15 protein-coding genes and 1 tRNA gene are annotated in these 12,350 nt (G+C 40.8%); 7 read left to right on the plus strand and 9 right to left on the minus strand.

The genetic code is table 11. The features are described from left to right. Positions 1-117: 117 nt before the first annotated feature. The 3 genes from F8R90_RS29705 to F8R90_RS29715 form a co-directional block, all read right to left on the minus strand. Entirely contained in the window at positions 118-657 is a 540-nt protein-coding gene (locus F8R90_RS29705; RefSeq protein ID WP_190890837.1) for a L,D-transpeptidase, read from the minus strand. Positions 658-1,152: 495 nt separating this feature from the next. After that, on the minus strand, positions 1,153-1,668 hold the full coding sequence (locus F8R90_RS29710) for a L,D-transpeptidase (protein ID WP_196513632.1): 516 nt from the start codon (positions 1,666-1,668) through the stop codon (positions 1,153-1,155). Positions 1,669-1,781: 113 nt separating this feature from the next. Then, positions 1,782-2,414: a bifunctional 4-hydroxy-2-oxoglutarate aldolase/2-dehydro-3-deoxy-phosphogluconate aldolase gene (locus tag F8R90_RS29715; RefSeq protein ID WP_196513633.1), complete on the minus strand. Its 633-nt coding sequence runs from the start codon at positions 2,412-2,414 to the stop codon at positions 1,782-1,784. 499 nt (positions 2,415-2,913) lie between these two features. On the opposite strand from F8R90_RS29715, the gene F8R90_RS29720 reads away from it, so the two are divergent. The 3 genes from F8R90_RS29720 (at position 2,914) to F8R90_RS29730 (ending at position 5,647) form a co-directional block, all read left to right on the plus strand. Next, on the plus strand, positions 2,914-3,186 hold the full coding sequence (locus tag F8R90_RS29720) for a GlsB/YeaQ/YmgE family stress response membrane protein (protein WP_190890831.1): 273 nt from the start codon (positions 2,914-2,916) through the stop codon (positions 3,184-3,186). A gap of 579 nt (positions 3,187-3,765) precedes the next feature. Further along, complete coding sequence (locus F8R90_RS29725; RefSeq protein WP_196513634.1) at positions 3,766-4,596, plus strand: metallophosphoesterase; 831 nt, start codon at positions 3,766-3,768, stop codon at positions 4,594-4,596. A 217-nt stretch (positions 4,597-4,813) separates the two neighbouring features. Then, a complete protein-coding gene (locus F8R90_RS29730) occupies positions 4,814-5,647 on the plus strand; it encodes a metallophosphoesterase (protein WP_196513635.1) in 834 nt (277 codons plus the stop codon). Between the two features lie 515 nt (positions 5,648-6,162). On the opposite strand, the gene F8R90_RS29735 is transcribed toward F8R90_RS29730, so the two are convergent. Together F8R90_RS29735 and F8R90_RS29740 are read right to left on the minus strand one after the other, a co-directional pair. Beyond that, on the minus strand, positions 6,163-6,918 hold the full coding sequence (locus tag F8R90_RS29735) for a hypothetical protein (protein ID WP_196513636.1): 756 nt from the start codon (positions 6,916-6,918) through the stop codon (positions 6,163-6,165). A gap of 318 nt (positions 6,919-7,236) precedes the next feature. Then, the gene (locus F8R90_RS29740; RefSeq protein ID WP_196513637.1) at positions 7,237-7,848 is read right to left on the minus strand and encodes a J domain-containing protein; all 612 of its coding nucleotides are present in this window, start codon (positions 7,846-7,848) and stop codon (positions 7,237-7,239) included. 29 nt (positions 7,849-7,877) lie between these two features. On the opposite strand from F8R90_RS29740, the gene F8R90_RS29745 reads away from it, so the two are divergent. Both F8R90_RS29745 and F8R90_RS29750 read left to right on the plus strand, forming a co-directional pair. Then, positions 7,878-8,975, plus strand: coding sequence for a tocopherol cyclase family protein (locus tag F8R90_RS29745; RefSeq protein WP_196513638.1), 1,098 nt, complete (start codon positions 7,878-7,880; stop codon positions 8,973-8,975). A 33-nt stretch (positions 8,976-9,008) separates the two neighbouring features. After that, positions 9,009-9,082, plus strand: a tRNA-Arg gene (locus F8R90_RS29750). A 52-nt stretch (positions 9,083-9,134) separates the two neighbouring features. Here F8R90_RS29750 and F8R90_RS29755 read toward each other — a convergent pair. The 4 genes from F8R90_RS29755 to F8R90_RS29770 form a co-directional block, all read right to left on the minus strand. Further along, complete coding sequence (locus F8R90_RS29755) at positions 9,135-9,503, minus strand: clan AA aspartic protease (RefSeq protein WP_196513639.1); 369 nt, start codon at positions 9,501-9,503, stop codon at positions 9,135-9,137. Continuing rightward, the gene (locus F8R90_RS29760) at positions 9,500-9,772 is read right to left on the minus strand and encodes a hypothetical protein (protein WP_196513640.1); all 273 of its coding nucleotides are present in this window, start codon (positions 9,770-9,772) and stop codon (positions 9,500-9,502) included. Before F8R90_RS29760 ends, F8R90_RS29755 begins: the two co-directional genes overlap by 4 nt. A gap of 238 nt (positions 9,773-10,010) precedes the next feature. Then, a complete protein-coding gene (locus tag F8R90_RS29765; RefSeq protein ID WP_196513641.1) occupies positions 10,011-10,634 on the minus strand; it encodes a Uma2 family endonuclease in 624 nt (207 codons plus the stop codon). 72 nt (positions 10,635-10,706) lie between these two features. Further along, complete coding sequence (locus F8R90_RS29770) at positions 10,707-11,639, minus strand: hypothetical protein (protein ID WP_196513642.1); 933 nt, start codon at positions 11,637-11,639, stop codon at positions 10,707-10,709. 184 nt (positions 11,640-11,823) lie between these two features. Between F8R90_RS29770 and F8R90_RS29775 the strand changes: the two genes are divergently transcribed. Together F8R90_RS29775 and F8R90_RS33215 are read left to right on the plus strand one after the other, a co-directional pair. Beyond that, a complete protein-coding gene (locus F8R90_RS29775) occupies positions 11,824-12,159 on the plus strand; it encodes a hypothetical protein (protein ID WP_196513643.1) in 336 nt (111 codons plus the stop codon). Then, positions 12,153-12,320 carry a hypothetical protein gene (locus F8R90_RS33215; protein ID WP_230967095.1) on the plus strand — a complete coding sequence of 56 codons (168 nt, stop codon included), beginning with the start codon at positions 12,153-12,155 and terminating at the stop codon, positions 12,318-12,320. Before F8R90_RS29775 ends, F8R90_RS33215 begins: the two co-directional genes overlap by 7 nt. The last annotated feature ends 30 nt before the right edge of the window (positions 12,321-12,350 follow it).

Consider the following 12,350-nt stretch of genomic DNA (forward strand, 5'->3'; position numbering starts at 1 on the left):
GCTTCGGGGCTTTCTATTGCTCCCCCTGCCCCCTGCCCCTCCGCCTCTTCGGTCAAAGTGAACGCACCCGTCCATACATCAAAGGCAGAATTGCAACTCTTAATTACAAATTACGAATTATTTCCGTACCACTACTAAAGTTCCATTCCTAGCCCAGTTGTAAAGATTGCGAGCTTGCTTAACAGGTAAATTTACGCAACCGTGGCTAACTGGAGTCCCAAAACGATTATGCCAGTAAGCGCCGTGGATGGCGTAGCCTCTGTAGAAATACATTGTGTAAGGAACGTCAGGAATATTGTAGCCCCTGCCTCGCATCCGGTGAGTGCGATACTTAGAATTAATCCGAAATCTACCTATGGGTGTAGGGGTTGATCGCTTGCCTCCAGAAATGCGGTATGAATAAACAAGCCTTTTACCTTCCCATGCACGTAAGCGTTGCTCTGACAAGTCAATTTCGATCCAGCGAGGTTGGGATGTTTGCCTGATATTAGATGCAGTGATGCTGTTTTCATTAACTGAAGCGGCTGTTGCTGTAGTAAAGTTGGGTGTACCTGCTAAAGGTGATGACCAAGAAAATAAAGTTGTCACCATCAGGGCCACGCCTGTACAAAAAGTTCCTGAAGAACGAATCTTACCACTGCGAATCCAAGATTGCATTATGCCTCACCTTCTAAACTACGCAAAAATTATGAAGTGAAGTAATTTTCTGGAAAACTACAAATTTCCAGATCGACTACTCGCTTTCTGTTGAGGATTTACGCAATTCATCCGCTAATGCTTTTCAAAACAAGTCCTAAGCTAATCTGCATCCAATTTGCACATTTGTCATTTATCTTTGATTAAATGATGAGTTCAACTAATGACCAATGACTAATGACAAAAGACACCTTTACAAAAAATCTGTCATTTAAATGCCTAAATACAAACTTTCCCCAAATTTATATTTGCATTTTTAATTTCACACAGGAATTGTCAGGATTTACGCTTATTTTTTGGGCAAATCGTTAAATGCCCTCTTCTATATTTTATTTCAAATTCAGTAATTCCGACTCCGAAGATTCCCAGCATAAAATATTGCTGGGAATCACTCAATTGTCTTGATTCGTTGTTATTAATGATTTTGCCTAAATTGCCTTTTGGCTGCTTCACCTACTATTTCTGGATGACTACTGGTGTCCCTATTGATGCCCACTCAAATATCCATTTAGCATGTTTAGGCGCGAGATTTACACAGCCGTGACTGACTGGAGTGCCAAACCTTTTATGCCAGTAAGCACCGTGAATACCGTAGTTACCTTGGTAAAACATCGCATGAGGAACGTTGGGAACGTCGTAGCCCCTTCCCCGCATCCGTGTAGTTTTGAGCTTGGATTGAATATTAAAAGTACCAATAAGAGTGGGAGTAGACTTTTTGCCAGAGGAAATAGCACTTCCATAAACCACTCTGTCACCTTCCCAAGCTATTAACCGTTGCTTTGAAAGATCAATTTGAATCCAGCGCTTATCCGATTTTTGTAATGTCTGGATTGTTCGTGCAATTACTTGATTTTTAGAATTCGCCCAAACTTCACTCGTTCCAGTAGTAGTAAAAACACTTAAGGACAGTGCTGTACCACTGAGGAGTATTTGTAAGCGACGCACCCAGTCAGGATTAATCAGTTTGTTCATTTTAGATACACTCACACTTAAATCATGAAGCCTTGAGAAACTTATCAGTTTTCACCTTTATTCCCCTATCTATTACTTTAATAGACGTGAATTTTTGATGATTTGATTCTAAGTTAACCTAACTGCTGCATCAGCTTTCTTGCCCCAGATGCGATCGCTTCCCAATTTCCCTCTGTGACAAGCTTTTTGGGAAATAATTCACCGCTCAAACCGACAGCGATCGCTCCCGCTTGCAAAAATTCTTGAGCATTTTCGAGAGTCACGCCGCCAGTAGGAATTAAGGGAATCTGACCCAGCGGCCCTTGCAGACTTTTGATATACTCAGCCCCTCCCACTGCTTGCACGGGAAACACTTTTACACAACTAGCGCCCTGATTCCAGGCGGTAACAATTTCTGTAGGAGTCAGCGCTCCTGGGATAATGGGCACATCTTTTTCTTGTGCTGCTTGAATCATTGCGGGGTCAACGTGGGGTGTGAAGAGGAATTGCGCCCCAGATGCGATCGCTTCTTGTAGCTGTTGCACATTGAATAGCGTACCAGTGCCAATAGTACAGGCTGGTAATTCTGAGCGTAGTTGACTGATCAATTCCCCAGCGCGTGAGCTATTCCAGGTAATCTCAATTAACTGCATTCCCCCAGATGCTACAGCCATTGCCATTTGCTGTCCCGCTTCGATTTGAGAGGCGCGGATGACTGCGATCGCACGATGTTTTTGTAATTGTGATAACCAAATTTGATTAAGCATTTTGACTGGGAATTAGGGATTGGGGATTAGGGATCATGGATTGGGATAATATCAAGCAAATTTTCCCACTCACCAGTCCCTATTCCCCAATACAAGCGTGACATAGTAGCAGCGACCGGCTCTTAAACTTGCTTCTTGTATCAAGCAAGTTATGAGATTTTGCATATAAACAACAAAAAGTCTGTCCAGTTACCGTTACATTACTTTAGAGACAGTCTTTGAAAACTCAGCTTAATTCTTCTAGTAGAGGAGAGAGCTAATTAAAAATGCATATACTGCAATTACCAAGCAATAGTTTGATAAGCCCCTAGTTGAAGACCTACTAGGAGCTTTTTTTTATTAATTATCTAACTCAATGGGAGCACATATGAAAAAACCTAGTTGCAATTAAACTATTCCTTATGGATATTAATGATTAATTCTGATGGTAGATGGAATCAAAAGACTAAGATTGGTAATATGTATTTGTGAGTGAAAAACGTTTACCAATTTAATAACAATGAATATTCTTGCTTGGATTGTTTTAGGTCTAATTGCTGGTGCGATCGCAAAAGCTATCTACCCCGGTCATCAAGGTGGCGGAATTCTGGGAACAATCTTACTAGGAATCATCGGTGCTTTTGTTGGCGGTAGTTTAGGCATATTCTTCAGTACAGGAACGTTAAGTTTAGCAGCTCCGAGTCTTAGTATTCCTGGTATTGCAGTAGCAGTTCTAGGTGCAATTGTTGCAGTTTTCCTGTGGAACTTATTAACTCGCCGCAGTGCTGTATAAAAGCAAGTTGCGTACAATGAATGAGGGGAATTTAGAAAATTCATTTAACTATTGTGAATTAAATCAAAAAAAAATAGCGCCACCTTTATAACAGGCTGGCGCTATTTTTTTGATTATTGATAATAATCTAATATATATTGTGCGATCGCTAAGTGTAAATTTTTCTTAAAATTCTTAATCAGTTCTAAGAATTCTTATACCAGCTTCTCTCTCAATGTAATCTGCTAAGTTAATAAAATCTTCACGCGGGTAACATCTTCCGCCAACCAGATCAAATGCTAATCTACTGACAGGATTTTCTGGATTTTCGAGTATATGTATACCCCAGTAGTAAAGGAATTCTCATTAATGCCAATGCTGTTTAATGCAGTAGTATGTAATACAGTATACTCTAACAAAATCAGTCCTAAGTGTATGGTTGATTTATAGATGTAACATGAATTACTAACTCCCATCTTTTAAAGAAATAGAATCTACAGTTTTCATGAAATTTTCAATAAGTTGCACTGGTCGCTACACACAAAGCGATAATGTTTCGTTAAGCTGTAAGCGCTATGATTAAAGTTTATTAAACGTCTTATGCATTGGTTGTTATCTGGGCCGTTGAGTATAGAGAAATTGACGGTTAACATTGCAGGATTGCCTGTATCGTTACAAGGTAAGAAACTGGTGCAGTTGTCAGATTTTCACTACGATGGTTTGCGGCTGTCGGAAGATATGTTAGAAAAAGCGATCGCAGTTACTAACGAAGCTAAACCAGATTTAATTTTATTAACTGGTGACTACGTAACTGACGATCCTACGCCGATTCACCAACTGATACTTCGACTAAAACATCTACAAAGTCACAGTGGTATCTATGCTGTTCTTGGCAATCACGATATACATTACAAACCCGCAAAAGCAGAAGTTACAAATGCCCTTACTAGCATTGGAATTCACGTCCTTTGGAACGAAATTGCCTATCCACTAGGTAAAGAATTGCCACTTGTTGGACTGGCGGATAGTTGGTCACGGGAATTTCAACCCGCACCAGTCATGAATCAACTAAACCCCGACACACCCTGCATCGTTTTATCCCACAACCCAGATACTGCGGAGATACTGCAAGAATGGCGAGTTGATTTACAATTATCTGGTCATACTCACGGTGGTCAAATCGTGATTCCCGGACTTGGCCCGGCGGCATTGGTTTATAGCAAGATTGCAAAAAAAATGCCCCTAGCAGTGCGCCGTCGAGTGCCATTTTTGGAAGTAAATGTTTCTGTAGTCAACCATTGGGAATGGGCACAGGGTTTTCATCGGGTAGGAAAAAATCAGCTATATGTCAATCGTGGTTTGGGAACTTACCTCCCAGGACGCTTATTTTGCCGCCCAGAAGTTACTATAATCACCCTACAAGGTGAGTAAGTAATTAAAATTTCAAAATTAAAGAACGCCATCACAGCAGGTTTTCTAGCTAAAGAATCCCTGCAAATTAAAGCAAGGTTTTTTAGTTTAGCTTTAAGATTTCAGCTAATTAGTTAATTATATTTGGAGTATATGACATAAATTATTGCAGTTTATCCAGTTACATTTTGATTTTTGGTAAGCTGTAAGCGCTGGTATGAGGAGTATCGGTTGCCTTATGCATTGGTTATTTACGGGACATTTAAGAGTAGATAAAATAACGGTTAAGATTGCGGAACTTCCAGCATCTTTACAGGGTACAACGTTAGTGCAGTTGTCGGATTTTCACTACGATGGTTTGCGGCTGTCGGAAGATATGTTAGAAAAAGCAATCGCACTTACTAATGAAGCTGAACCAGATTTAATTTTATTAACTGGTGACTACGTAACTGACGATCCGACACCAATTCACCAATTGGTGCTTCGACTCAAACATCTGCAAAGCCGCTGTGGTATCTACGCCGTACTTGGTAATCACGATATCTATTACAGCCACTCAAAAGCAGAAGTGACACAGGCGTTAACTAGCATTGGTGTGCATGTGCTTTGGAACGAAATCGCCTATCCACTAGGAACAGAATTACCATTGGTAGGACTAGCTGATTATTGGTCACGGGAATTTCAACCCGCACCAGTCATGAATCAACTAGATTCTGTTATACCCCGCATTGTTTTATCCCATAACCCAGATACAGCCAAGATATTGCAACAATGGCGCGTAGATTTGCAACTATCTGGTCATACTCACGGTGGTCACATTGTAATTCCAGGTATTGGCCCTTTAGTACTCTATTATAAAAAACTACTCAAACAAATTCCCAAAAAATTGCGGCGTTGGGTAACATTTTTCCTGGGAGACTGTTCTAAAGTGGTGCGATATTGGGAGTGGGCGCAAGGCTTTCACCAAGTAGAAGAAAATCAACTATATGTCAATCGGGGTTTAGGAACTTATAAACCAGGACGTTTATTTTGTCCGCCAGAAGTTACTGTAATTACCTTAGTTAGTCATTAACAATTCTAAACTTTTTAATTTACTCAAAGCAGAAACCGCCGGAAGCTACGATGGATAAATATCAGCAGCTTGGGGCGGTTTCTTGAAGATTGGAGAATTCAGAAGTAAGTAACTCGACTAAGGTGGACAGTATTCGCGATCGCTATACTCAGAATTGCACATCCTAACATTCCAACTAGGCAGGCATTTTCTGGCAGTGCGTTTTAAAACCTCCAAAACAACTCATTGAACTTAAGGCGAAACATATTCAATGGATGCCACAACTTCAGAGCGATCGCAAGAATATTAGAGCAGGAGGTACAGGCTCTAACTTGAAAGTTTTTGGTAACTTTTAACCTGTTTGTACCCTGCTCTTAATCTAGCATCATGTTTGTTTAGCTACAAGATGTGTTTACCAAACTTGAATACCATTAATTTATCGCAACAATTCAGAAATATTGCTTAAGAATATTCCCACTTGGTAGATGTTGGCGTTAATGCCAGCATTATCAAGTGGGCTGAAAGTCCAGAAGCCGTTATTGAGCAGAACCCCCTGTAGTAGTATCATCTGCGGTAGAAGAACCACTATTAGATGTACTGTTTGGCTGATCTACGCCTTGAGGTGGAGTGGTTTTAGAGGTATCACTTTTCGTACCTGGAGCGACAGTATTAGAAGTCTCGTTCTGCGAACTAGGAGTAATACTAGTTGGACTCGTCGCCGGACTTTGTGTTGCTTTCGGGCTTGGCTGGATTGCAGAAGGCGCTTTTTCTGCCGCAGGCTGCTGAGGTGGAATAGTAATGTTAATATCTGGTTGGCGAGGTGCAGATGGAGGTATAACCTGCTGTTGTGGAACAGGGACAGGAACAGGTACTTCCCTGATTGTTTCGATTATCTTCGTTTGTGGTTGAGGCGAAGCACTAGGAGTTGGACTACTATTATTCGGTACAGGAACCACGACCGGCACAGTCGTTTCAACCGCAGCGTTATTACGTTGGTTAAAGTACCAGACTCCACCTACAATCAAACTAACTAGGGAAGTAACAATAATACCCAACAGCAAACCACGACTAGCATTTTCATTGTCACGCTCGGCTAAATCAGCTTGCTGGTAGCTACGCTCAGTATTTCGACCTTGTACGTAACCGTTACTGTAAGAGTTGGGATTAGCTGTGCTGTTCTTGACTGTTTCAGTAGTTCGCGTCAAGTCAGTGTGAATATTACCATTAGCATCAGTGTAAGATTCTTGTTTAACTTCACTGTTTTTGCTTTCACGTTCATTGGGAATAGACATAAATATTGATTTAACTCCTCGATATGATTTTGAAAAATTAAAGCTTTGTAAGAACAAGAGGTTTTAATGAGCTTAAGAATTTATGTTGCTGATAAATATTGAGTTTTATTTGCTACCCAATTGTTGGTAACTATCAGAATAACCTCTGAGATCAGACAAGTGGCTCTATCTCTAGGGAGTTAATACTTCATCAAAAGAAAGTTAATACTTAATCAAAAGAAAGAGTATCCCAAAGATGGATGTTATTAAACTGTCAGGTGATGCATTGATAAAAAATTTAGTAATTTGCTTCAATTATCTAATTAAAGCATTCACTTTTTATCTCCTACGCCGATTTAGGCGCAGTAAACTTTTTATCCTTTGACAAAATCTTTCGACCAAAGGTCTAGGTTTTGATACATATCTAGGCGATCGCGATGTACGCACAGCCTGTGGATTTTTTAACTCTTCTTCTATTTGTGCAGCTTTATTTAAATCGGAAGCGGCTCTATATTCGTATCCCAGTTGAGAGCAAACTAGCCCACGGTATTTATATGCGTCAACATAGTGAGGATTAAGACGAATTGCGTGGGTAAAATCTGCGATCGCATCCTCATACCTTCCTTCCGTGGCATTCTCTACTCCTAAAGTATAGAAAGTTTCTGCATCCCACCGATTGACAGATATTTTTGTGGGATTTTTAGGCGAAGATGAAGATGGATTTTCAGGAATGGGAGGTTCGGATAGACTTTCAGATTTGAGCTTATTGTAAGCTGCGTTAATTGATTTGATTTTTTCCTCAGCTTCCTGTTTTTGCTTTTGCTCAAAAAAGCGATCGGGATGCCAAATTTTTACCAGTTGACGGTAAGCTCGCTTTACTTGTGCTTGTGATGCACCGGGTTCCAGCCCAAGAATTTCATAAGCATGATTGATATCGAGGTCATCGCGCATACTGAAAAAATCGGCAACTATATAGATATATGTTAACTATTCCCCTAAATCTCCTCCAATCAACCCAAACGCCCCATTCTGGTTATCACTGGGATGGTAGTAGTCGCCGCTTTTTTGAAGGCTGGTATTACCGCGTTACTTTACCGGAAATTGGGCAAACATTCGCCTTTATGTACTCCATTGAAGATCCCATCGGCGGTCAACCCCACAGTGGTGGTGCAGCCCAAGTTCTTGGCCCAGATGATGAGTATTTATGCCGAACTTTTCCTGATGTGAAGAAATTTTGGGGTAGTCGGGATGTCCTGGGTTTAGGTCATTGGGGTAAAACAGATTTGCAAATTTCTCCTCTATACCTGCTCCCAGCAGAGTTTGAGCATCATGTTCAAGAGGGATATCAAGCCACAGCCACCTTAAATCAGGGAATAATTTGCGATCGCGCCACCAATAATTATTGCCGTTGGGAGTATGAAATTCAACCAGTATACGGTTGGGGTAATCAAAATAGCATTCAGCAATCAACCGCAGGCTGGCTGTCATTCTCGCAGATTTTTGAACCCGGATGGCAGATTTTGATGGCTCACGGTTTAGCCAGTGGAAAGATTGACTGGAATGGCAAAATCTACGAATTCACCAACGCCCCAGCCTACGGCGAGAAAAATTGGGGTGGTGCTTTTCCCCAAAAATGGTTTTGGCTAAATTGTAATTGCTTTGAGGGCGAACCCGACTTAGCGCTAACTGCTGGCGGTGGACGGCGCGGTGTGCTGTGGTGGATGGAATCTGTAGCGATGATTGGGTTGCACTATCAAGGCAAGTTTTATGAATTTGTTCCCTGGAATTCACAAGTAGATTGGGAAATTCAGCCTTGGGGTAGATGGCAAATGAAAGCTACCAATTCTAATTATGAAATTGAGTTGACAGGAACCACAGATTTACCTGGAACACCTCTGCGTGCGCCTACAGAGGATGGTTTAAGATACTGTTGCCGAGACACCATGCAAGGAAAGTTAAATTTAGAGTTACGAGAACTAAATGGGAGAAAATCTCAAATAATCTTGAAAGCAGAAAGTTTTCTTTGTGGTTTAGAAGTAGGCGGCGGCTCTTGGGATGATTGTTGGCAGTCTCGCTAAAACTACTGCTATAATTATATATGCTTCGTAGTTGGGGTTGTAGCTCAGTTGGATAGAGCGGACGCCTCCTAAGCGTCAGGTCGTGCGTTCGAGCCGCACCAGTCCCGTAACTGAAGAAATCCCTAAGACCTTGACTAATAGCAGGTAATAGGGATTTTTTTACATAATATCATCTACCAGCACTGTCCCTCCCTCACAAAAATCGATGCTGAGATGATAATCTTCCAGGAGTGCTGTGCCAATTAGGGGACGACGACCCATCGCTAAAACCGGGATCACACGTTCTGTGCCATTCCACAAGATAGTGGCTTGATGAACATTGGTTATGATACGAGAATTGTCCGCAAGATTCGCTTTGATTGGCGCAACGTAAGGCAAATCCATATCTGTGACTACCGTAGATGGCAAGGTTAAAAACCCTTCAAATCCGGTATCGACAACACATTCAATTTCTACTTCTGCACGCCCCAAACGACAAATAGTGATACTTATACATGCCTGAAGCCTAACAACTGTCCCATGTATCACTGTGCTGTCCTAACCAACGTACCACCGACTGCATAAACAGCATCATAGCCAATTCGCTCTGTCCAAATGATTGCGTTTGGCTGTTTAGCTTGCAGCCGATGACAAGCCACAATTAAATCGTCATCTATTTCGTAATCACCTGTAGTGATATTGATTGCAATAATTTTGCCGATATTTTCTTCTGTTTCGACTTGGGTATGGATACTCTGCTGGTAAAGTTTTTCGCCACGTTGAGCAATTTCTTCGCGGTTGAGGTTGGGATAATGCATAGAAGCAACCTTTTCTGTATCCGATTTCTGATTCCATCTTAGAACAAAATCGAAAGCCCAAAACAGGCTCTATTTGGGAATATAGGTAAACTTCATCGCCCAGAGGCTAAGGTTCTAGAGCGTTTATTTATTTTTGTGTATAGGGGTTTAGAAAGCGATCGCTTCTCCAATTCTAAGAGCGATCGCGCATTAAACTAGTGGCAAGAAGACGACTAGAATAAATTTCTGGCGTTGCTAATCAGCGACTCATTGCAAAAATCTGTTCAGCCGTTAAGGAAATGTTCGGAAACAATCTAGAATCAATTCGATCCTGCCCTCGAAACACCTTTGGGGGTAAATACTCTCCATCTTCAAGTTGGTAGATTGTAATGGTTGGCTGCTTGGGAGAGCCAATGAACCGAATGCCACCAAAAGCAGCATAGTCCACAATGATGTACTCGAAAACGCCCAAGTCCTCATATTCAGCAAGTTTTGTCAGATAGTCGTCCTTCCAGTTGTTGCTAACGACCTCAATGATTCCGGGTGGTGGAATATATGCAGCAGCGGAACTAGAGCTAGTTTTCATCCTCTGCCATTCAACTCTTGCAAATATGACAATATCTGCTTTCCGGCTTTTTTCCTTTCCTCCTGGCGCTGTTTTGAGCCGAACCTGCTTGGACTGGCGCGACACGTAAGGCAGGTCATTTTCTTGGCAGTGATTTTCTAAGTAGGTACACAGTCGCTCGATCAAATCCTCATGATTTGCATTTGGTTCTGATAATGGCACGGGAATCCCATCCAATAGCTCAAACTCTCTGTCTGAACCATTGTCCCAGGCAAGAAACTCTTCAAAAGTCAGTGGTTGTGTGACGGTTGCGTACATCGCCCTCGCTCCCTTGCTGACGGATACTTCACTCAATACTACCAAGATGTACAGCTTTGTCTATGGCTTCAATCATCCCATAGGTCTTGGATGGACACACCTTTCTAAAAGTTTTTGTGTCTTTCCTAACAAATTATATGCAATAATACCTGATGTGATATCACCATCCAGATTATCGTAGAAGTACGAAGAATGAGCATCTTCTGCTCCAATAACCATTGCCATATCTGATTGACCCATATTGTTTAATGTTTTCTCCATCTTGTTTGCATACTGCCACACATAATGATCGCAGAATAATAAATCTGAGCTAATTTCATCTTCTATGGCAGCTTTCAGAGGATAAGCAATTAAGTCAGAGGAATGAATTATATTTACCCATCTTAACTTCTGCAATCCAGCAGTTTCTTCTTTATCAGAGTTTTTAAAATAATAATTGATAACCGAGAAATCAATATCTAGCATTTGCTTAAGGAATAAGAGAGGAGAACCCAGTGTCGTAATGCTAGCTAAATTTAACAGATTTAGTTTCTCACGAAAAATAAAAGCTGGATCATCATTGTCTAAAGTATCTGAAAAAATGAGATCCCAAAGAATAAAACTACCTAGAGAATGAGCAATCAAATGAATTTCTTGTTGATCTGAGTGGTCATTTAAGAACTGACTCAGTTGTTCAACGATAGTTTTACGTATTGCTTTACCGCGATCGGGATTTTGATAGATTAAAAAATCACCTAAAAAATTACTGATGATCTCATTTCTTCGTTTTTTGTATCTGTAAATATCATCATACGAACTTTTATATTCTTTATGGTGTTCACAAACTCTAGAAAAATCTTTTTCAATACATCCAATAGTTTGATGTTTCTTATTGTTGAATAAGTTTCCCCAAAAACTTGAGTAAAAGTTTGCAGGGGTTGCTAGTTTTTTGTGGATTTTTTTTATGAGTACGTCAGCATATCTAGAATTATGAGTGTTGACACCGTGGATAAAGAATACAAGCATACTTATGAGTAATTACAGTTATAACTGCTAGAAATTGTACTGTTATATATTTCCCCATAACCAACCTCAAATCACTGCGCTATAGAACAATTGTTATTTGATGTTGAGCCGTACAAATTTCGGGGAACACTAAACTTGAAACCCCAATAAGTCTGTTATATCAGTATTTACTAGAGGATATAGTATGGATGAATTCGTAAGGAAAGCAGCTGGAATAGGTTTGCCTGCAATTGTACTTATAATTACGATGGCTACTACAGGTCTTACCGGAGCTGCTGCTATTACAGCAGCTTTAGCAATATTGGGGCCAGGAGGGATGATAGGTGGTATAGTTCTGCTGGGAATAATAGGCTTGGCAGCTGATATGTTATCTAAGTTTGGCCTAGAGACATTGTTAATAGCCATCTATAGACAGCGCCTACAAAACGGGGAAACTCGTAACAATATCTGCCAAGAAATTAACTGGCTACCGATCTCTGGAGATTTAAAGCGCAGGCTTAGAGAAGAATTTGGGTGCTAATTGCTTTAAGTAAGCGATATTTGTTAGTGAGTATCGCCCCATCTGCTAAATTAAGGAGAGCTTTTGGTAATGCGATCGCCTATGAAAGACCCATCACACAAATGCTACTCATCCTCTTTCACATTGGCAGAATAGCGCAAATAATCCCTTACGCAATTTAAATTAACGATTTGAATGGGAACAAAATCTCC

The organism is Nostoc sp. NZL (assembly GCF_015714705.1).
GTDB lineage: Bacteria > Cyanobacteriota > Cyanobacteriia > Cyanobacteriales > Nostocaceae > Nostoc > Nostoc foliaceum_A.

Bases quoted from the DNA above. Each gene is read 5' to 3' on its own strand.
- F8R90_RS29725 (WP_196513634.1), top strand. From the start codon at position 3,766: ATGCATTGGTTGTTATCTGGGCCGTTGAGTATAGAGAAATTGACGGTT.
- F8R90_RS29715 (WP_196513633.1), bottom strand. From the start codon at position 2,414: ATGCTTAATCAAATTTGGTTATCACAATTACAAAAACATCGTGCGATC.
- F8R90_RS29745 (WP_196513638.1), top strand. From the start codon at position 7,878: ATGTTAACTATTCCCCTAAATCTCCTCCAATCAACCCAAACGCCCCAT.
- F8R90_RS29775 (WP_196513643.1), top strand. From the start codon at position 11,824: ATGGATGAATTCGTAAGGAAAGCAGCTGGAATAGGTTTGCCTGCAATT.
- F8R90_RS29740 (WP_196513637.1), bottom strand. From the start codon at position 7,848: ATGCGCGATGACCTCGATATCAATCATGCTTATGAAATTCTTGGGCTG.
- F8R90_RS29760 (WP_196513640.1), bottom strand. From the start codon at position 9,772: ATGCATTATCCCAACCTCAACCGCGAAGAAATTGCTCAACGTGGCGAA.
- F8R90_RS29710 (WP_196513632.1), bottom strand. From the start codon at position 1,668: ATGAACAAACTGATTAATCCTGACTGGGTGCGTCGCTTACAAATACTC.
- F8R90_RS29770 (WP_196513642.1), bottom strand. From the start codon at position 11,639: ATGCTTGTATTCTTTATCCACGGTGTCAACACTCATAATTCTAGATAT.
- F8R90_RS29705 (WP_190890837.1), bottom strand. From the start codon at position 657: ATGCAATCTTGGATTCGCAGTGGTAAGATTCGTTCTTCAGGAACTTTT.
- F8R90_RS29720 (WP_190890831.1), top strand. From the start codon at position 2,914: ATGAATATTCTTGCTTGGATTGTTTTAGGTCTAATTGCTGGTGCGATC.
- F8R90_RS29765 (WP_196513641.1), bottom strand. From the start codon at position 10,634: ATGTACGCAACCGTCACACAACCACTGACTTTTGAAGAGTTTCTTGCC.
- F8R90_RS29735 (WP_196513636.1), bottom strand. From the start codon at position 6,918: ATGTCTATTCCCAATGAACGTGAAAGCAAAAACAGTGAAGTTAAACAA.
- F8R90_RS29730 (WP_196513635.1), top strand. From the start codon at position 4,814: ATGCATTGGTTATTTACGGGACATTTAAGAGTAGATAAAATAACGGTT.